General features: G+C 65.9%; 20 protein-coding genes. 9 read left to right on the top strand and 11 right to left on the bottom strand.

What is annotated here, in order from left to right; all coding sequences use genetic code 11:
- From U743_RS06790 to U743_RS06805, 4 genes are all read left to right on the top strand, one after another.
- A complete protein-coding gene (locus U743_RS06790) occupies positions 1 to 2,994 on the top strand; it encodes a Tn3 family transposase (RefSeq protein WP_043766674.1) in 2,994 nt (997 codons plus the stop codon).
- 260 nt (positions 2,995 to 3,254) lie between these two features.
- On the top strand, positions 3,255 to 3,482 hold the full coding sequence (locus tag U743_RS06795; RefSeq protein ID WP_043766677.1) for a hypothetical protein: 228 nt from the start codon (positions 3,255 to 3,257) through the stop codon (positions 3,480 to 3,482).
- A 24-nt stretch (positions 3,483 to 3,506) separates the two neighbouring features.
- Positions 3,507 to 4,151 (top strand): DUF6904 family protein, encoded by a 645-nt coding sequence (locus U743_RS18000; protein ID WP_052367617.1) that lies wholly within the window; start codon positions 3,507 to 3,509, stop codon positions 4,149 to 4,151.
- A 182-nt stretch (positions 4,152 to 4,333) separates the two neighbouring features.
- Positions 4,334 to 4,636, top strand: coding sequence for a c-type cytochrome (locus U743_RS06805; protein WP_198021960.1), 303 nt, complete (start codon positions 4,334 to 4,336; stop codon positions 4,634 to 4,636).
- Between the two features lie 18 nt (positions 4,637 to 4,654).
- Here the strand turns inward: U743_RS06805 and U743_RS06810 are convergent, their stop codons facing one another.
- The 11 genes from U743_RS06810 to rrtA all read right to left on the bottom strand — a co-directional run bounded on the left by U743_RS06810 (position 4,655) and on the right by rrtA (position 13,758).
- Positions 4,655 to 5,008 (bottom strand): PilZ domain-containing protein, encoded by a 354-nt coding sequence (locus U743_RS06810; protein ID WP_043766681.1) that lies wholly within the window; start codon positions 5,006 to 5,008, stop codon positions 4,655 to 4,657.
- Positions 5,001 to 6,029: a DNA polymerase III subunit delta' gene (locus U743_RS18005; protein ID WP_052367621.1), complete on the bottom strand. Its 1,029-nt coding sequence runs from the start codon at positions 6,027 to 6,029 to the stop codon at positions 5,001 to 5,003. Before U743_RS18005 ends, U743_RS06810 begins: the two co-directional genes overlap by 8 nt.
- Complete coding sequence (tmk, locus tag U743_RS06820) at positions 6,022 to 6,654, bottom strand: dTMP kinase (protein WP_043766684.1); 633 nt, start codon at positions 6,652 to 6,654, stop codon at positions 6,022 to 6,024. The genes U743_RS18005 and tmk overlap by 8 nt, the downstream gene beginning before the upstream one ends.
- Entirely contained in the window at positions 6,651 to 7,667 is a 1,017-nt protein-coding gene (gene mltG, locus U743_RS06825) for an endolytic transglycosylase MltG (RefSeq protein ID WP_043766687.1), read from the bottom strand. The genes tmk and mltG overlap by 4 nt, the downstream gene beginning before the upstream one ends.
- On the bottom strand, positions 7,655 to 8,503 hold the full coding sequence (gene pabC / locus U743_RS06830) for an aminodeoxychorismate lyase (RefSeq protein WP_052367623.1): 849 nt from the start codon (positions 8,501 to 8,503) through the stop codon (positions 7,655 to 7,657). Before pabC ends, mltG begins: the two co-directional genes overlap by 13 nt.
- Complete coding sequence (locus U743_RS06835; RefSeq protein ID WP_232226739.1) at positions 8,500 to 9,831, bottom strand: chorismate-binding protein; 1,332 nt, start codon at positions 9,829 to 9,831, stop codon at positions 8,500 to 8,502. Before U743_RS06835 ends, pabC begins: the two co-directional genes overlap by 4 nt.
- 16 nt (positions 9,832 to 9,847) lie before the next feature.
- On the bottom strand, positions 9,848 to 11,092 hold the full coding sequence (fabF, locus tag U743_RS06840; RefSeq protein WP_043766690.1) for a beta-ketoacyl-ACP synthase II: 1,245 nt from the start codon (positions 11,090 to 11,092) through the stop codon (positions 9,848 to 9,850).
- Positions 11,093 to 11,128: 36 nt separating this feature from the next.
- Complete coding sequence (gene acpP / locus U743_RS06845; protein WP_043766693.1) at positions 11,129 to 11,374, bottom strand: acyl carrier protein; 246 nt, start codon at positions 11,372 to 11,374, stop codon at positions 11,129 to 11,131.
- A 160-nt stretch (positions 11,375 to 11,534) separates the two neighbouring features.
- Complete coding sequence (gene fabG / locus U743_RS06850) at positions 11,535 to 12,263, bottom strand: 3-oxoacyl-ACP reductase FabG (protein WP_043766696.1); 729 nt, start codon at positions 12,261 to 12,263, stop codon at positions 11,535 to 11,537.
- An 11-nt stretch (positions 12,264 to 12,274) separates the two neighbouring features.
- Positions 12,275 to 13,204, bottom strand: coding sequence for an ACP S-malonyltransferase (fabD, locus tag U743_RS06855; protein ID WP_043766699.1), 930 nt, complete (start codon positions 13,202 to 13,204; stop codon positions 12,275 to 12,277).
- Between the two features lie 29 nt (positions 13,205 to 13,233).
- A complete protein-coding gene (gene rrtA, locus U743_RS18010) occupies positions 13,234 to 13,758 on the bottom strand; it encodes a rhombosortase (RefSeq protein WP_198021961.1) in 525 nt (174 codons plus the stop codon).
- A gap of 127 nt (positions 13,759 to 13,885) precedes the next feature.
- Between rrtA and gspG the strand changes: the two genes are divergently transcribed.
- From gspG to gspK, 5 genes are read left to right on the top strand one after another with little or no spacing between them, the layout of a single operon-like run.
- Positions 13,886 to 14,320, top strand: coding sequence for a type II secretion system major pseudopilin GspG (gene gspG, locus U743_RS06865; protein WP_043771484.1), 435 nt, complete (start codon positions 13,886 to 13,888; stop codon positions 14,318 to 14,320).
- A gap of 3 nt (positions 14,321 to 14,323) precedes the next feature.
- Positions 14,324 to 14,839 carry a type II secretion system minor pseudopilin GspH gene (gspH, locus tag U743_RS18015; protein ID WP_052367627.1) on the top strand — a complete coding sequence of 172 codons (516 nt, stop codon included), beginning with the start codon at positions 14,324 to 14,326 and terminating at the stop codon, positions 14,837 to 14,839.
- Positions 14,836 to 15,216, top strand: coding sequence for a type II secretion system minor pseudopilin GspI (gene gspI, locus U743_RS06875; protein ID WP_043766702.1), 381 nt, complete (start codon positions 14,836 to 14,838; stop codon positions 15,214 to 15,216). Before gspH ends, gspI begins: the two co-directional genes overlap by 4 nt.
- Entirely contained in the window at positions 15,213 to 15,953 is a 741-nt protein-coding gene (gene gspJ / locus U743_RS06880) for a type II secretion system minor pseudopilin GspJ (protein WP_052367628.1), read from the top strand. The genes gspI and gspJ overlap by 4 nt, the downstream gene beginning before the upstream one ends.
- Positions 15,950 to 16,915 (top strand): type II secretion system minor pseudopilin GspK, encoded by a 966-nt coding sequence (gene gspK / locus U743_RS06885; RefSeq protein ID WP_052367629.1) that lies wholly within the window; start codon positions 15,950 to 15,952, stop codon positions 16,913 to 16,915. The genes gspJ and gspK overlap by 4 nt, the downstream gene beginning before the upstream one ends.
- Positions 16,916 to 16,921 lie beyond the last annotated feature (6 nt).

The raw sequence follows: 16,921 nt of genomic DNA on the forward strand, positions 1-16,921 counted from the left end.
ATGACGACGCTGCACGAAACCGCCTACCCGCGCCTCAAACCCGATCCCACCGCCAAAGAACTGCAGGACATCTACACGCCTACCGAGGCGGAGTTGCAGTGCGTCCGGGGCATCACCACCGGCCCGGCCACGCGGTTGGCGCTGCTGCTGCACCTGAAGCTGTTCCAGCGCCTGGGGTACTTCACGTCGTTGGCCGAGGTGCCCGAACGCATCGTGCAGCACGTTGCCAAAGCGGTGGGAATGCGCCGCGTGTCGGCCGACAAGTTGGCGAGCTATGACGACTCCGGTAGCCAGCGCAAGCACTTGGCCCAGCTGCGCACGTTCCTCAATGTCCGGCCGCTTGATGCCGGCGGGCGCGACTGGCTCACTACCGTGGCCGAAACGGCGGCGCAGACCAAGCACATCGTGCCCGACATCGTGAACGTGATGCTCGAAGAGCTGGTGCACCACCGCTACGAGTTGCCGGCATTCAGCACGCTCGAACGCCTCGCGATCGCCGCCCGCGAGCAGGTTCACGACACGCACTATCGCCAGATCACGAGCGCGCTGACGCCGGCGATGCGGGCGCTGATCGACGACCTGCTGCTGACGCCGCCGGGCAGCCACCACAGCGGCTGGCATGCGCTCAAGCGCGAGCCCAAGCGGCCGACCAACAAGGAAGTGCGCCATTACCTGCAGCACATCCAGCGGCTGCGCACCTTGGCCGAGCAATTGCCGCCGATCGATGTCTCGGTGCCAAAACTCAAGCAGTTTCGGGCGATGGCTCGCGCGCTCGATGCCAGCGAATTGGCCGAACTGATCCCGGTCAAGCGCTATGCGCTGGCCGCGATCTTCATCCGTTCGCAGTACCGTAAGACGCTCGACGATGCCGCCGACCTGTTCATCCGCCTGATCCAGAACCTGGAGAACACCGCGCAGCAGAGGCTGATCGTCTACCAGCTCGAACACAGCAAGCGGGCCGACGCGCTGATCGGCCAGCTTCGGGAGATCCTGCAGGCCTACCAGGTCGAGGGCACCGACACCCAGCGCGTGGACGCGATCGAGGGCGTGCTGGTCGCCGACATCGGCTTGCTGATGGCCGAGTGCGATGAACACATGGCTTACGCCGGTCGCAACTACCTGCCGTTCCTGCTGGCACCGTACGGGACATTGCGCCCGCTGCTGTTCAATTGCCTGGAAATCATGGGCCTGCGGGCCGCCAGCCAGGACCCGAGAATGGAGCGCATGATCGGCGCCGTACTCGCGCTGCGCAGCCAGCGTCGCGAGGCGGTCGACGCGGCTGGGCTGGGGTTGGACGTGACCACCGACCTGACCTGGCTGTCGGCCGCCTGGCGCAAGCACGTGTTGCCCAAGGCGTTGGTTGCGGGCAGCCCCGGCTGGATCCACCGCAAGTACTTCGAGCTGGCGGTGCTGGCGCAGGTCAAGGACGAACTCAAATCCGGCGACCTGTACATTCCGCACGGCGAGCGCTACGACGACTACCGCGAGCAGTTGGTCGACGAGGCGACGTTCGCGCAGGAACTGGAAGCCTACGGCGAGATATCGGGCATCGCCACCGACGCGTCCGACTTTGTGCAGGGTTTGCGCACGGAGCTGACGACATTGGCCGATGCCGTCGATGCCCGGTTCCCGGACAACCTGCACGCCAGCGTGGTCGACGGGCGGTTGGTGCTCAGGCGCCTGCAGGGCGCCCAGGTGACGCAGGCGATCGCCGCGGTGGACAGCGCGATCACCGAACGGCTGCCGCCGACCAGCATCGTCGATGTCCTGGTTGACACCACCCGCTGGCTGGACCTGCACGTGCATTTCCGGCCGATCGCCGGCACCGACGCCCGCGTGGATGACCTGCTGCGGCGGGTGATCACCACGCTGTTTTGCTACGGCTGCAACCTGGGGCCCACCCAGACCGCGCGCTCGGTCAAGGGTTTCAGCCGGCGTCAGATCTCCTGGTTGAACCTGAAGTACGTCACCGACGAGACGCTCGACAAGGCGATCGTCGAGGTGATCAACCTGTACAACAAGTTCGAGTTGCCCGGCTACTGGGGCAGCGGCAAGAGCGCCTCGGCCGACGGCACCAAGTGGAGCGTCTACGAACAGAACCTGTTGTCGGAGTACCACATCCGCTACGGCGGCTATGGCGGCATCGGCTACTACCACGTGTCGGACAAGTACATCGCGTTGTTCAGCCACTTCATCCCGTGCGGCGTGCACGAGGCGGTCTACATCCTCGACGGGCTGCTGGCCAACCGGTCCGACATCCAGCCCGATACCGTGCACGGCGACACCCAGGCGCAGAGCTTCCCGGTGTTCGGTCTGGCGCACCTGCTGGGCATCAACCTCATGCCGCGCATCCGCAACATCAAGGACCTGGTGTTCTCCCGGCCCGAGCCGGGGCGGACGTACGAGAACATCCAGGCGCTGTTCGGCGACAGCATCGACTGGAAGCTGATCGAGACCCACCTGCACGACATGCTGCGGGTCGCGATTTCCATCAAAGTGGGCAAAATCACCGCCTCGACGATCCTGCGCCGGCTCGGCACCTACAGCCGCAAGAACAAGCTGTACTGGGCATTCCGCGAGCTGGGCAAGGCCGTGCGCACGTTGTTCCTGCTGCGCTACATCGACGATGTCGAAGTGCGCAAAACCATCCACGCCGCCACCAACAAGAGCGAGGAGTTCAACGGCTTCGTCAAGTGGGCGTTCTTCGGCGGCGAAGGCATCATCGCCGAGAATGTCCAGCACGAGCAGCGCAAGATCGTGCGTTACAACCAACTGGTGGCCAACCTGGTCATCTTGCACAACGTGGAGCAGATGACCCGGGTGCTGGCGGAGCTGCGGCAAGATGGCGCCAACATCAGCCCGGAAGTGCTGGCCGGGTTGTCGCCGTACCGGACCAGCCACATCAACCGGTTCGGCGACTACACGCTGGACCTCAAGCGCGAGGTCGCGCCGATCGACTTCTCTCGGCGGATTCTGGAGCGCTTGGCCAGTTAGGAGAGTCAACAGATGGAAGAGTCGCGCTGTGTGAACTGCGATGCGGCCTTATACGAGCCGATAGGCGAGCCGCGTAAGGGCACGCGCCGGCGCTTTGATGTCGTCCTGCGGGACACCATCGCGTTCCATGAGCACAGTGGCCGAGCCGCTGACCGATCACGTCGGGCATGGCAGCGACCGTCACCGGGAGCCCAAGCCCGCGGTCGGCACCACCGAAGACTGACTGCATCCGATTCCATCCGCCCGAGGGGAGGCGCACCATGCCAATGCATTCCAAGCACACCATCCAGAAGCTGCAAAACACCCTGCAGACACGGCTCGACCGTCTGCTGGAGGCTATCCAGGGCACCGACGTAACCAGTGAGGAAGAGCGCATGCATGGGTTGCATGGACCGCACGCCAGGGTCCGCTCCGACGACGTGCGGATCGCGGTCGATGACTTCCAGACCATCCTCAAAGAGATCAAGGCGACGCTGGGCAAACGCTGAGCCAGCGCACATTCAAGGACTCCCATGCTCTCGTATCAACTGCTCAAGAACCACGCCGGCCTGCTGCTGGTGGGGGATTACACGTCGCTGAGGTGGCTCCATGAGGTTGTCCACGATGTCAATGAACGTTCGCCGCTGATCAAGGACGACGAAAGTCCATTTCTGGGCTTGGCTTACGACGCGCGTAAGGCCTACCAGTCGGAGCGGGAAATCCTGCCTGCACCTCAAGGCTACGAGGAGATGGGGACGCGATACGGCGTGCAGATCCTGTGGCCGGTGCTGCTGGTACAGCACCGCATGCTGCGAGTGTCGCTTGGATACCTCGACCACGCCAAGCGGCACCAGGCGATCACCTATGCGCTGGAGGCCGTCATCGAGGAGGGATTACGGGAGGACTTCGGCTCCCAAGGGCAGTCCGTAATCGAACTGTGGCAGCGGTTGGATCCCGTCGATCCGGCAACGTTCGACCGGCTGGACAGTCGCACGGCGATCTTCTGCTCGTGGAGCAAGGCTGAGCGCCGGCGCCGGTTCGCGCCATTGCTGGCCAGCTTCGATCGCATGTACGAGTCCATCTATGCATTCCGAGCCGGCCGCGGGGAGCACGGGCTGCTCAGCCCAGAGGAACTGGCGCAGTGGGAGAACAAGGAGTGGCCGGATCCCCGCTGGTAGCCTCGACGTCCAGCCCAGTCCCGCATCTCGTTTTAAAACATCAACTTAGGTAGGATTCGGCCCGTTTTTACACGAATCCCTGCCGACCCTCGATGGCGACCTATCTGCGCTACCTGCCCGACCGCCAAGTCGAATCACCCGTCCATCTAATCCGGCTGCCAGAGAGGAGCGTGCAGACGGCCATGGAAACCGGAAAGCCGATTTACCAGGCGCGTTGTAGTGACTGTCACGGCGATGCCGGTGAGGGTTCCGTGGCAGCGCCCGCGCTGGCCGGCAATCGCACGGTTACGGCCTCGAACCCGACAAATCTGGCGAAGATCATTCGGCAGGGGGGCTTTCCGCCAAGCACGCACGACAACCCCAGGCCTTTCGGCATGCCCCCGTTTCAGAACCTCACGGACCGAGAGGTTGCCGCGCTGATCACCTACATCCGCGCCAGCTGGGGCAATGAGGCGGCGCCGGTCTCCGCGGCCAATCTCCGATAATGCCTTGCCCCGATTTGGCTACATCGTCTCGGTCGGCCGTTCGGTGCCCATCATGCCGGCCAGCGCGGCGTCGAATTGACGCTGGACTTCGGCCGCCTCGGCGCTGAACTGCACCCCCACACCTTGTCGCCGGCGGTTCTGCGCGCCCTTGGGGTTGATCCACGCGACCTTACCGCTGATCGAATAGCGCTGCTTCTCGAAAGTCAGCAGCAGCAGGACTTCGTCGCCGAGCGCGAATTCCGCCGTCGTCGGCACGAAGAGGCCGCCGTGGCGTATGAATGGCATATAGGCCGCGTAGAGAGCCTCGCGATCCGGGATATTGAGGGTCAGCAGTCCCGGCTGACTGGGGGTCTGGCCTTTCTTATCACTCATGCGTGCTCGCCTGCTTGAATGTGGCTGCTCGTGACTGTACATGCAGACCGCGCCAGGACACGAGCAACGACTCGATGGCCAGCTGCGGCTGGGTGTAGCTCTTGATCGCCGCACGCGCGTCCAGTGCCAGGCGATAACCCGCTACGGCGCTGTCCGCGCTGCCGGCCACGGTGTCGCCCCCCGCCGCTGACGCTGGCTGGATGCTTTCGCGCGCGCGCTGCCATTGTCGCGTTGCGAGCCAGTTGAGGAAAGCCAGCGCCGCGTCGCGGTTTTCTGAAACTTTCTTCGCATAATCCGTTAGTTGAGACGGATTCTTCACGGCATCATTGATGACTTGCTCATAGAGCTTGCCGTTGTCGCTGTTCTGTTGTGCCAGGGCATTGAGCGGCTGGCCGGGAAACTGCAGGAGCGCGGTCTCGGTGTCTGCGCACCCCTGTTCTTGCAGCCACTGCCGGGCACTGGCTTCGTCCGGCATGGGCAACTGGCGGATCTGGGCGCGGCTGCGTACGGTTGGTGGCAAGCTCCTCGGCTGCTCGCTGAGCAGCAGGAAGATCGTCCCCACGGCGGGCTCTTCCAGCGTCTTGAGCAGGGCATTGGCGGCGTTGCGGTTGAGCGTTTCGGCCGGATGCAGACGCACGACGCGATGACCGGCGTAATGCCGGGCCAGCGACAGGCTATCGATGACTTCGCGCACGGCGTCCACCGTGATTTCCTGGCCGGCCCCCTGTGCGAGCAGCGCCATGGCATCCGGATGCCCTCGGCTGAGCCATTGCCGGCAGCCGCGGCAGTGGCCGCAGGCGCGTGCTTCTTCCGTCTTCCGGTCGCAGAGAAGCCAGGCCGTGAAGACATCAGCGAAATGCGTCAGACCGGTGCCGGTGGGCGCGCAGAGCAGCATCGTCTGCGGCAGACGATCAGCGCGTACTTCGGCCTGCATGCTGCTCAGCGCCTCCGCGTGCCACGGCAAGGGCTCGAGTGGCGGTGGTGGTAGCTCCATGGCCTTCTTGCTGTCTTCTTCAGCCATCCAGGCGCTCCTCCAGAATCCGCACGATCTGCGCCCACAATGCGTCGGGATCGCGGGCCGCGTCGAGCACGGCGTAGCGTGCGGGTTCCTGTTGCGCGCGTTCCAGATAGCGCTGTCGCACGCGCGTGGCGAAGGCCAGGTCTTCCTGTTCGAAGCGGTCGGCTTCCGAGCGCGCCGCCGCGCGTGCTCGCCCTGCCCCAGGATCAATGTCGAAGATGAGCACCAGGTCGGGTCTCAGATCAGCGCAGACCCAATCCTCCAGCGCCGTCAGTCGGTCATTCGTCACGCCGCGCCCACCGCCCTGGTAGGCATAGCTGGCGTCGACGAAGCGGTCGCTGACGACATCAATGCCGTCTTGCAGCGCCGGCAGGACGCGCTGGTTCAGATGCAGGCTTCGAGCGGCGAAGACGAGCAGTGCTTCCGCCATTGGATCGATGCTGCCGGCGGGCGAATCCAGCAGCAGCTCGCGGACGCGCTCGGCCTCGGGAGGGCCGCCGGGCTCGCGCGTACTCAGCACGCGACGGCCACGCTGCTCCAACCATTGCGTGATTCGAGGAAGCTGGGTGGATTTGCCCGCCCCCTCCCCGCCTTCGAGCACGATGAAACGACCGCGTGGGGTGCTCATTGGCCGCCCCCGCGCTGATAGCGGTCGACCGCGCGGTTGTGCTCGATCAGCGTGTCGGAGAAGACGTGGGTGCCGTCGTTGCGCGAGACGAAGTACAAGGCGGTGCCTTCGGCCGGCTGGGCCGTGGCATTGAGCGCCGCGCGCCCCGGCAGGCAGATGGGCGTTGGCGGCAGGCCACCACGCGTGTAGGTGTTGTAAGGCGTATCGGTGACGAGATCAACACGACGCAGACGACCGCTGCGCTCGGGGTCACGGCCGTACAGGACAGTGGGATCGGTTTGCAGCCGCATGCCGCGGTCCAGGCGGCGCTTAAAGACACCCGCCACGCGCGCGCGCTCAGCGACGGCGCCGGTCTCCTTTTCGACGATGGAGGCCAGTGTCAGCAGTTCGGCGGGCGAATCGATGGGCAGGTCGTCGCGACGCGCATCCCAGGCATCGGACAGAGCGCGCTGCATGGCCGCGTGGGCGCGCTTCAGGATCGACAGATCCGCAGTGCCGCGCGGGAAACGATAGGTCTCCGGCAGGAACCAGCCCTCCGCTGACTCCGCGTCGATTTCGAGGGCATCGCGTAGTGCGGCGTCGGCCTCGCCAGCCGACTCCGGCAACGTGTGGCGCACGGCTTCGTGGCGGCGCAGCGCTTCCAGGGCTTCGCTGAGACGCCAGCCTTCGATGAAAGTGATGTCGTACTGTACGACGCGGCCCGCGACGAGCATGTCCATGAGCTCGGAGAGCGTCACTGCTTCATCGAGGCGATATTCGCCGGAGTGGATTCGGCGTGCCTGACCGTCGAGGCGTCCCCACGCGCGCAGATAAAACGCGTCGCGCGAGTGCTCCAGCCAGCCTTGATCCCGCATGCGCCGCACGAAGGCTTGCCAGCTCTGCCCGCGCTCCAGCTCGAAGGTCGCTGGCAGCTGCGGCGGCGTGATCGACTGGTTCAGGGCGCGCCAGCCATCCGTGGCAATCGCGCCAACGCACAGCAGGGCTAGGACGAACAGCAACTTCAGGGCGCGCATGCCGGTTCAATCTCCTGGGAAAACGGGGGGCCGAGCGCTCGCAGAAGCGCAGCGGCAAGCCTAGCGCTGCCAGGTAGTGTCGTGCCATCGAGTCGCGCCACCGGCCAGATACCGATCAGGCTGTTGCTCAGCAGCAAAGCATCTGCGCGGGTCAGCAAGTTCTCGCCGAGGGCGGATTCCCGAAGGACGATCCCCTGCCCTTCGGCCAGCTCGCAGAGCCGCTCGCGCATCACACCCCGAACGCCGCAATCGACGATCGGCGGCGTGTGCAGCACACCGTCGACGTGCGCGAAGACATTGCTGCGCGTGCCGCAGACGAAGTGGCCGTCACCATCGCCGCACAGCCCTTCATCGGCGCCTGTGGCCGCCAGCTCCTCGGCAGCCAGAACCTGATCCAGACGATTGCAGTGCTTGATTCCGGCCATACGGGGATTGCGCGAAAGCGTGGCGGCCAGCCGCACGACGTCGACGCCCCGCTTCCAGTGCTCCGCCGGATAGTCGGGCAGCGCGTGCGCGTAGACAGCCAGATGCGGTGTGGTTTCCGGTTCCGGCCGATAACCGCGACCGACGCCGCCACGCCACGCGCAGATCTTGAGTGCGGCATCGGCTGGCAGTGCGGGCTCGGCCAGCGCCTGCTCGACGGCTTCCTTGCGCAGCGGAATGCCGATGGCCGCGGCGTCGGCGCATAGCCGCGCGATATGCTGCTCGCGCAGCGCGACTTGGCCGCCGTCCCGGCGCAGGGTCCGGAAGACGCCGTCGCCGTACTGCGCGGCGCGCAGCGTCAGTGGCAACGACGTAGCCGGCGCGCCGTCCAACCAGGCGCCGAGCAGGCTCATGCGCCCAGCCCGGCGAGCAGGCCACGCGCCTTGGCTTCGGTCTCGGCCAGCTCGGCATCGGGATCGGAGTCGGCGACGATGCCCGCGCCGGCGCGGAAGACCAGCTCATCGTCGCGAGCGAGCAGCGAGCGGATCAGGATGCTGCTGTCCATGCGCCCATTGCGTGAGACGTAGCCCAGGCTGCCCGTGTAGCTGCCCCGCCCCACAGTCTCGAGCTCGGCGATGATCTCCATGACGCGCACCTTTGGACAGCCCGTAATCGTGCCGCCCGGGAAGACCGCGCGCAGCACGCGCGCAGCGCCGACATCCGGGCTCAGCTCGCCGCGGATATTGGAGACCAGATGATGCACGCTGGCGTAATGCTCGAGTGCCAGCAACTCGTCCACGCACACGCTTCCGGGCCGGCAGATGCGACCGAGATCGTTGCGCTCCAGATCGATGAGCATGACGTGCTCGGCGCGTTCCTTGGGGTTGCGGCTGAGTTCGCCGCAGAGCGCGGCGTCTTCGTCCGCGTCGCGGCCGCGACGGCGGGTACCGGCTATGGGGCGCGTCTCGACCACCCCGTCGACAACGCGCACCAACCGCTCGGGCGAGGCACTGACGAGGCTGGCGCCATCCTGATGCAGCAATGCCGAGAAAGGCGCGGCGTTGTGCAGACGCATGGCCGCATGCAGTGCTGCGCCGCTGGCCGACTCGGCCAGGCGCAGTCGCCAACCACGCGACAGATTGACCTGGAAAGCGTCACCGGCGTGCAGATAGTCGAGCACCGCGGCCACGCCGTCTCGGTAATGCTGGGGTGCTTCAGCCTCGCTGCTGGCTAGCCCTTCCGCGTAGGGATGCACCGCTGCGCGCGGCTGACCGGTCTCGCGCGCTAGCGCCGCGGCCGTTGCCTGATCGGGCGCCACGCACCAGGCTTGTCCCGTGACCGCATCGACGACAATGGCCTGATCGACGGCCCACACCGTGATGTCCGGAAGCGCTTCCGGACCCGGCCGCGGCAGGCGCAGCTTGGGCTCGAAGCAGGCGGCGGCCTCGTAGCCGATATGAAAAACGTAACCGCCGACGAAGGGCAGCTCCGACGGCATGCCCGGTGCAGCGTGCAGGCTGTAAGCGTCGAGGCGAGCCAGCAACGCATCGGCCTCGGGTGTACCGGCCGCCGCGCTCCCGAGGCGACGCGGCTCTGCGAAGAGGATGTCGTAGCGGCCGGTGCGCTCGGCATGGGCGCCGCTGTTGAGCAGACAGAAGAAGCGCTGCGGATCCGCGGCGTGCAATGCCAGCAGATCGGGGGCGGCAGCGAGCGGCTGGATGACTGGAGCGGCCGGCGCCACAGGCGCCGTCTGCGCGTCAGTCAAACTGCTTGAAGAGCAGCGATCCGTTGGTGCCACCGAAGCCGAAGGAGTTGGAAAGCGCATGAGTGATTCGCGCCTGTCGCGCCTCATTCGGCACATAGTCGAGGTCGCAGTGCTCACCGGCCTCGTGGAAGTTGATCGTCGGCGGCATCACACCGTGCTTGATGGCCAGCACAGTGAAGATCGCCTCGATACCGCCGGCGGCGCCGAGCAGGTGCCCGGTCATGGATTTGGTGGAGCTCACCGCAAGCTTGCGCGCGTGCTCGCCGAAGGCGCCGTGCAGAGCGGCTGTTTCGGCGATATCGCCGGCATGCGTCGAAGTGCCATGGGCGTTGATGTATTCCACAGACTCTGCGTTGGTCGACGCGTCGCGCAACGTATTCTCCATCGCGCGTCGGGCGCCCTCCCCGCTCTCGGGTGGCAGCGTGATGTGATAGGCGTCCGATGACATGCCGAAGCCGGCCAGCTCGGCGTAGATGGGCGCGCCACGCGCCTGTGCCGATTCCAGTGATTCAATGACGATGACGCCGGCGCCGTCACCCAGCACGAAACCGTCGCGGTCCTTGTCCCACGGGCGCGAAGCCTCGATCGGGGCGTCGTTGCGCGTAGAAAGCGCCCGCGCCTGACAGAAGCCCGCCAGCCCCGCCGGCGAGGAACCTGCCTCGGCGCCACCGGCAATGAAGATGTCGGCATCGCCGTACTGAATCATGCGCATGCCGATACCGATGGCGTGCGCGGCCGTCGTGCAGGCGGACACCGCCGCCAGACTCGGACCGGTGATACCAAGATCGATGGAGATCTGCCCGCTCACCATATTGATGATGCTGCTGGGCACGAAGAAAGGCGACATGCGCCGGGGCCCCTTCTCGTGCAGCACGGCGCATTCGCGCTCGATGGTGCCGATGCCCCCGATGCCGGAGCCGACACAGATACCAATGCGCTCGCGATTCGCGTCGGTGATCTCCAAGCCACTGTCGGCCACGGCCTGCTTGGCCGCGGCCACCCCGTAATGGATGAAGGGATCCGTCTTGCGCAGCTCCTTCGGAGACATCCAGTCCTCGGCCACGAAATCGTCGGACACCAGCCCGGCGAATTGCGTGGTGTAGGCGGAGACATCGTACTTGTCGACCATACGGATGCCGCTGCGGCCAGCGCAGACGGCATCCCAGGCGGTTGGCACGCTGCTTCCGACCGGCGACACGATGCCGAGGCCGGAAACGACGACGCGAGACTTGGTCATGGCCTTACCTGCGGGGAGCGGAGCCGTCGAAACGGCTCAGGAAGCCTGGTTGGCGTTGCTCTTGATGTAGTTGATGACATCCTGGAAGGTCACGATCTTCTCGGCCTCTTCATCCGGGATGTCGATCTCGAACTCTTCTTCCAGCGCCATGACGAGTTCTACGGTGTCCAGCGAATCAGCGCCCAGGTCCTCGACGAAGGACGCGTCCGGGGTGATCTGGTCCTCGCTGACCGAGAGCTGTTCAGCGATGATTTTCTTGACCTTCTCTTCCAGGTTACTCATTGAGCCACTCCTCTGTGTTCGATTTGATGCGGTACGCGGTTGGGAAGCCGCTTACCGCGCGCTCCCGCTGAGGCCACCGGTGAATGCGGCGAACCGGCGGCAATTGTAGAAGATTGCCGCGCGTGGCATCCACCGCGCGGATCGCCCGTCGTGACGGGCTCTATGCCATGTGCATGCCACCGTTGACGTGCAGCGTTTCGCCGTTGATGAATGAAGCCTCCGGTCCGGCGAGAAAAGCCACCGCTGCGGCGATGTCTTCCACGGCCCCGAGACGGCCGGTCGGGATCTGCGCGAGCAGCGCCTCGCGCTGCGATTCATCGAGGGCGCGCGTCATGTCGGTCTCGATGAAGCCGGGGGCTACGACGTTGACGGTAATGCCACGGCCGCCCACTTCGCGCGCCAGCGATTTGCTCATGCCGATCAGACCGGCCTTGGCCGCGCAATAGTTGGCCTGGCCGGGGTTGCCCGCCGCGCCAACCACCGAGCCGACTGAGATAATGCGCCCGCCCTTGGCCTTCATCATGCCGCGCAGCACCGCACGCGCGCAGCCGAAAGCGGCGCTGAGGTTGGTATCGACCACCGCGTCCCAGTCATCGTCCTTCATGCGCATGGCCAGGCCGTCGCGCGTAATGCCGGCGTTGTTGACGAGAATGTCCACCGGCGGCAGCTCGCCAACGAGCTTGCGCACGGCCTCGCGATCGGTGACATCGAGCACACGGCCTTCGCCGCTGCTGCCCAGCGCTTCGCCGATGCCCGCCGCGCCCTTCTCGCTGGTGGCGGTGCCGACGACATAGGCGCCGTCGGCAGCCAGTCGCGCGCATATCGCCGCGCCGATGCCGCGGCTACCGCCCGTGACCAGGGCCGTGCGCCCTTCGAGTGCCTTCTGCATATTCGTCTCCTTCAGGATGCGTCCGCCGAGTCGGCGGAAAGCGTTGCCAAAGTTTGCGCGTCGCCCAGCGGCACGGCTGTGACACCCTTCATGCCGCGCTTGGCCAGCCCGCACAGAACCTTGCCGGGGCCGCACTCCACCAGCTGTGTCACGCCTTCATCAAGTAGTGCCTGCTGCGTCTGGGTCCAGCGCACTGCCTCGCAGAGCTGGCGCCGCAGCGCTTCGCGCACGCCCTCGACGTCGCTGCGCGGCTTGGCGTCGACGTTGTGCAGTACCGGCACGCGCGGCGCGCTCAGCACCGCGGCGTCGAGCTCGGCGCCGAAGGCCTCGGCGGCATCGCGCAGCAAGGGGCAGTGGGACGGTACCGACATCGCCAGGCGCTGCAACTTCTTCGCGCCGGCGGCCTTGCCTTCGGCTTCCAGCCAGTCCAGCGCCTCGGCGCGACCTGCCACCACCACTTGTCCCGGCGCGTTGAAGTTGACCGGGAAGAGATCGCCTTCATCGCGCTGCGCGCAGAGCGCACTCACTGCCTCGTCGTCGAGGCCGAGCACGGCGACCATGCCCGCTCCCGAAGGTGCGTGCTGCTGCATGGCCCGACCACGCGCAGCGACCAGACGCAGCGCATCGGCGAACTCCAGCGCCCCGGCGGCGACCAGGGCGCTGTACTCACCCAGCGAATGGCCAGCCATCAGCGCGGGCTCGAGCACGCCCTTCTCCTGGCCCAGCCGCCACAGCGCAATGGAGGCTGCGAGAATGGCGGGCTGCGTGTGCTCGGTACGCTCCAGCTGCTCAGCCGGGCCCTGCGCTATGAGCGCGCGCATATTCCAGCCCAGCGCGTCGCCGGCCTCTTCCAGCGTGCGTGCCACGATCGGCTGCGTGAAACCGTCGAGCATACCGACGCTCTGCGAACCCTGCCCCGGAAAAACCACTGCCTGCGCCACGTTGTCTTCTCCCCTCGTTGGCTGAATCTTCAGCTGCGCCACAGATGCCGCCGCAGCGCCTCTATCCCCAGCAGACCGGAGGCCCCCAACACACCCGCCAGATGCGCCTGATGCGCGATGGCCGCACCAACGCGCTCGGGGTCCGCAAACAACGGTCCGCTGAAGCTTTCGACCAGAATTTTGCCGACAAGATACAGCAGGCAGGCGGCGGCAATCCCGTCACCCGCTCTCGCCTGCGGCAACAGCCCGAGCAGGAAGAGCCCGTGCAGGACGCCGGAAAAGCCGGCGTAGCGGTTGATCTCCGGGGCCAGCGCGACCATGCCCGCAGACACGCTGAGACTTAGCACGAGCAGGACGAGCAACCAGCGCAGCGGCGACCAGCGCGCGTCGCAAAGCAGCGGCCAGATCGCCAGGCCGGCCACGTTCATGAGCAGGTGCCAGTCGCTCCAGTGGACGAAATGCGCCCCGACGAGCCGCCACGGCTGCGCGCTGAAGATTTTGTCGCTTTCCAACAGCAAGGCGTCCCGCAGGCCGGCAAGATGCAGCCCGATCATGAGCAGGGCGAGCCATAGCACCGGCGAGAGAAAAAAGCCGGTGTCGCCGGCACTCTTTGCTATTCTGCGCGTCCAATGCATTACCTATTACCCGGAGATTTCCAAGGTGTCTAGCCTCTCCCACCGTCTGCAGCAGCGCCGAAGGTCCGGCGGTTTCACGCTTATCGAGATCATGGTTGTGGTGGTCATTCTGGGCATCCTTGCGGCGGTCGTCGTCCCGCGCATCATGGATCGGCCGGACGACGCGCGGGTCGCCAAGGCGCGGCAGGACATTCGTGCACTGCAAAGCGCGCTGGAACTGTACCGCCTCGATAATTATCAATACCCGAGCACACAGCAGGGGCTCGAGGCGCTGGTGCGCGAACCGAGCGGCGACCCGCCGGCGCGCAACTGGAAACCCGGCGGCTACATCAACTCGCTGCCGAAGGACCCATGGGGTAACGAATACCTGTACGTGCAGCCGGGTGAACACGGCGATTACGACGTCTTGAGCTACGGCGCTGACGGGCGCGAAGGCGGTGAAGGCGTGAATGCCGATATCGGCAACTGGAACATCGAGTAGTTCATGTCCGCGCGCAACCGCGCGGCGGGTTTTACGCTGCTGGAGTTGATGGTCGTCCTGCTGATCATCGGCGTCATGACCAGTTTTGCGGTGCTATCCATCGGCGGGCGCACGCTTTCCGATCGTCTCGACAACGAGTCGGCCCGGCTGCAGCAGCTCTTCGTGCTGGCGCAGGACCAGGCGTTATTCAACCGCACCGAGCTGGGTTTCTTCACCGACGAAGAGCGTTACGGCTTTCTGGTGCCCGATGGCGAAGGCGGCTGGCAACCGCATTCCCGCAGCGGCCCACTGCGGGTGCGCAGCTTCAGCGAGCCCTTTCGCGGCGTTCTCTTCGTGGAAGGCCAGGCTGTAGCGCCACCGGATGGCGATGAGCTGGAGCCGAGCGTGTTGATCCTGTCCAGCGGCGACATGACCCCCTTCCGGCTGGAGATCCGCGCACCGGATGACGTCGGGCCGGCGATCATCCGCGGCGATGCCCTCGGTCGCATCGCCCGCGGCGAGCCGGAGACGCGGCAATGAACCGGCGCCCGGCACAACAGGGCTTCACATTGATCGAGGTAATGGCCGCAGTGGTCATCCTGGCCATGGCGCTGGCTGCCATCATCGCCGGCTTCTCGCGTCAGGCCCATCTGTCCTCCGAGTTGCGCGATCGCACGCTGGCGATGCTGGTCGCACGCAATCGCATGGCCGAGTACACGCTGGCGGCCGAGTTTCCGGATACCGGCGAGAGCGACGGCGAGCGCCGCTTCGCGGACAACGACTGGATATGGTTCGCCGAGGTCAGTGAGACCGAGGATCCGGCACTGCGGCGCATCGATGTGCGCATACGTCGCGAGGATGACGAGCGCGATCTGGCGACGTTGTCCGGCTTCGTTTCCGAGACCGGCCGCCGATGAGAGGGAACGACACGGCGCGAAACGGCGGCTTCACGCTGCTCGAGCTGGTCGTCGTGCTGGCGATTTTCGGCATCGTCGCCGTCATGGCCTACGGCGGGCTCAACAATGTGCTCAAGGCTCGGGTCGCTATTGAGGACAATCTGCAGCGCGTCTCGGAGCTGCAGCGCGCCTATCTGCGCATGCGCGAGGACTTCCAGCAATTGCAGCCGCGCGCTGTGCGCGACGAGTTCGGCGAGCCGCAGTCGGCCGTGCTCGGCCGCCGCGAAGAGGGCGTCGAGATCATCCATGGCGGCTGGCGCAACCCGGCCGGTCATCCGCGCAGCCAGCTGCAGCGCGTACGCTGGTTCGTCGAGGACGATCAGCTCATCCGCGGCCACTTTCGCTATCTGGACCGTGCGCCCCGCGCCGAGCCACAGCGGCTGCAAGTCCTCGACGATGTCGAGCGCATGACGCTGCGCTACCTGGACGGCAACCGCGAATGGCAGCCTGAATGGCCCCCGAATCTCCGGAGCAATCCGGATGCGCAGGGCGATCCGATGCCGCCGCTGGCGATTGAGGTAACGCTCGAAACCGGTCAATGGGGTGAGCTGACGCTGCTCTTTCCCAGCGGATCGACAGCGGCCGTGCAGGACGCGGCGGGCTCTTCGGGGGGGCTGGGCAACGGCGGACCCGGCGTGGGTCCCGGCACAGGGGTGGGGCCGGGACCCGGTCCCGGCGGCCTGGGCACCGGACCATGAAGGCGCCACATCGTCAACGCGGGGTAGCGCTCATCACCGCTCTGCTGGTGGTTTCTCTGGCGAGTATTGCGGCTGTGGCGGTAGCCACCGCCGGCTTCCAGGCGCTGTCGCGCACGCAGCTTCTGCTCGATAGCGAACGCGCCTGGTGGTACGCGCAGGGCATGGAGGCATGGGCGGTCAGCATTCTGCAACGCGAAGGCGCCCAAACCGAAATCGATCACCTGGGCGAGGTCTGGGCACGGCAGGTGCCTCCGCTGCCGGTCGAGGGCGGCGCCCTGCAGGGGCGGATCGAGGACGCGCAGGGCCGCTTCAATCTCAACAACTTCGCAGCCGCAGCCGGCGACGACGAGGAACTGCAACTGTTGACCGAGCGCTTTATTCGGTTGATGGCGTGTACGGGCGCCGGCGATGACTTCAGAGGGCGCGACATCGTCAACGCCCTCGTCGACTGGATGGACCCTGATGATCAGCAACGTTTCCCGGGCGGCGGCGAGGATCTGCTCTATTTAGGCAAGACTCCGCCCTACCGAACCGGTGCGCAGCCGCTGGCGGCGGCGAGCGAGTTGGCCGCCATCGAGGGTTTCGATAGCGACATGCTGCGTGCACTGCGAGATCACATCATTGCACTGCCCGAGGCCACGCCAATCAACGTCAACACCGCGACGCCGGAGGTGCTCTGCGCGCTTTCCGACAATTCGGACTACCGCAGCCGCATCGACGGCTTCGTCGCGCGCCGGGCCGAGGAACCCCTCGAAAGCGTCGGTGCGGCCTTCGCCGAGACCGGGCTGGTGCCGGGCGGCGTTCCGGAAATCCGCCAATCCGACCTGAGTGTGTCGAGCAGCTATTTCCTCACCGAAGCTGACGCCTTCATTGGCAATGGCACGGCGGTTCTTTATAGTCTCGTCGCGCGCCCGGCCCGCGGCGTGCCCTTCGTGCTGAGACGCAGCACGGCAAGACCCTAGTCCGCC

Source organism: Algiphilus aromaticivorans DG1253 (genome assembly GCF_000733765.1).
Lineage (GTDB): Bacteria > Pseudomonadota > Gammaproteobacteria > Nevskiales > Nevskiaceae > Algiphilus > Algiphilus aromaticivorans.

What these genes read in the sequence shown, in the direction of transcription:
- U743_RS06790 (WP_043766674.1), top strand. Translation starts at nt 1, where the DNA reads ATGACGACGCTGCACGAAACCGCCTACCCGCGCCTCAAACCCGATCCC.
- U743_RS06795 (WP_043766677.1), top strand. Translation starts at nt 3,255, where the DNA reads ATGCCAATGCATTCCAAGCACACCATCCAGAAGCTGCAAAACACCCTG.
- U743_RS18000 (WP_052367617.1), top strand. Translation starts at nt 3,507, where the DNA reads ATGCTCTCGTATCAACTGCTCAAGAACCACGCCGGCCTGCTGCTGGTG.
- U743_RS06805 (WP_198021960.1), top strand. Translation starts at nt 4,334, where the DNA reads ATGGAAACCGGAAAGCCGATTTACCAGGCGCGTTGTAGTGACTGTCAC.
- U743_RS06810 (WP_043766681.1), bottom strand. Translation starts at nt 5,008, where the DNA reads ATGAGTGATAAGAAAGGCCAGACCCCCAGTCAGCCGGGACTGCTGACC.
- U743_RS18005 (WP_052367621.1), bottom strand. Translation starts at nt 6,029, where the DNA reads ATGGCTGAAGAAGACAGCAAGAAGGCCATGGAGCTACCACCACCGCCA.
- tmk (WP_043766684.1), bottom strand. Translation starts at nt 6,654, where the DNA reads ATGAGCACCCCACGCGGTCGTTTCATCGTGCTCGAAGGCGGGGAGGGG.
- mltG (WP_043766687.1), bottom strand. Translation starts at nt 7,667, where the DNA reads ATGCGCGCCCTGAAGTTGCTGTTCGTCCTAGCCCTGCTGTGCGTTGGC.
- pabC (WP_052367623.1), bottom strand. Translation starts at nt 8,503, where the DNA reads ATGAGCCTGCTCGGCGCCTGGTTGGACGGCGCGCCGGCTACGTCGTTG.
- fabF (WP_043766690.1), bottom strand. Translation starts at nt 11,092, where the DNA reads ATGACCAAGTCTCGCGTCGTCGTTTCCGGCCTCGGCATCGTGTCGCCG.
- acpP (WP_043766693.1), bottom strand. Translation starts at nt 11,374, where the DNA reads ATGAGTAACCTGGAAGAGAAGGTCAAGAAAATCATCGCTGAACAGCTC.
- fabG (WP_043766696.1), bottom strand. Translation starts at nt 12,263, where the DNA reads ATGCAGAAGGCACTCGAAGGGCGCACGGCCCTGGTCACGGGCGGTAGC.
- rrtA (WP_198021961.1), bottom strand. Translation starts at nt 13,758, where the DNA reads ATGATCGGGCTGCATCTTGCCGGCCTGCGGGACGCCTTGCTGTTGGAA.
- gspH (WP_052367627.1), top strand. Translation starts at nt 14,324, where the DNA reads ATGTCCGCGCGCAACCGCGCGGCGGGTTTTACGCTGCTGGAGTTGATG.
- gspI (WP_043766702.1), top strand. Translation starts at nt 14,836, where the DNA reads ATGAACCGGCGCCCGGCACAACAGGGCTTCACATTGATCGAGGTAATG.
- gspJ (WP_052367628.1), top strand. Translation starts at nt 15,213, where the DNA reads ATGAGAGGGAACGACACGGCGCGAAACGGCGGCTTCACGCTGCTCGAG.
- gspK (WP_052367629.1), top strand. Translation starts at nt 15,950, where the DNA reads ATGAAGGCGCCACATCGTCAACGCGGGGTAGCGCTCATCACCGCTCTG.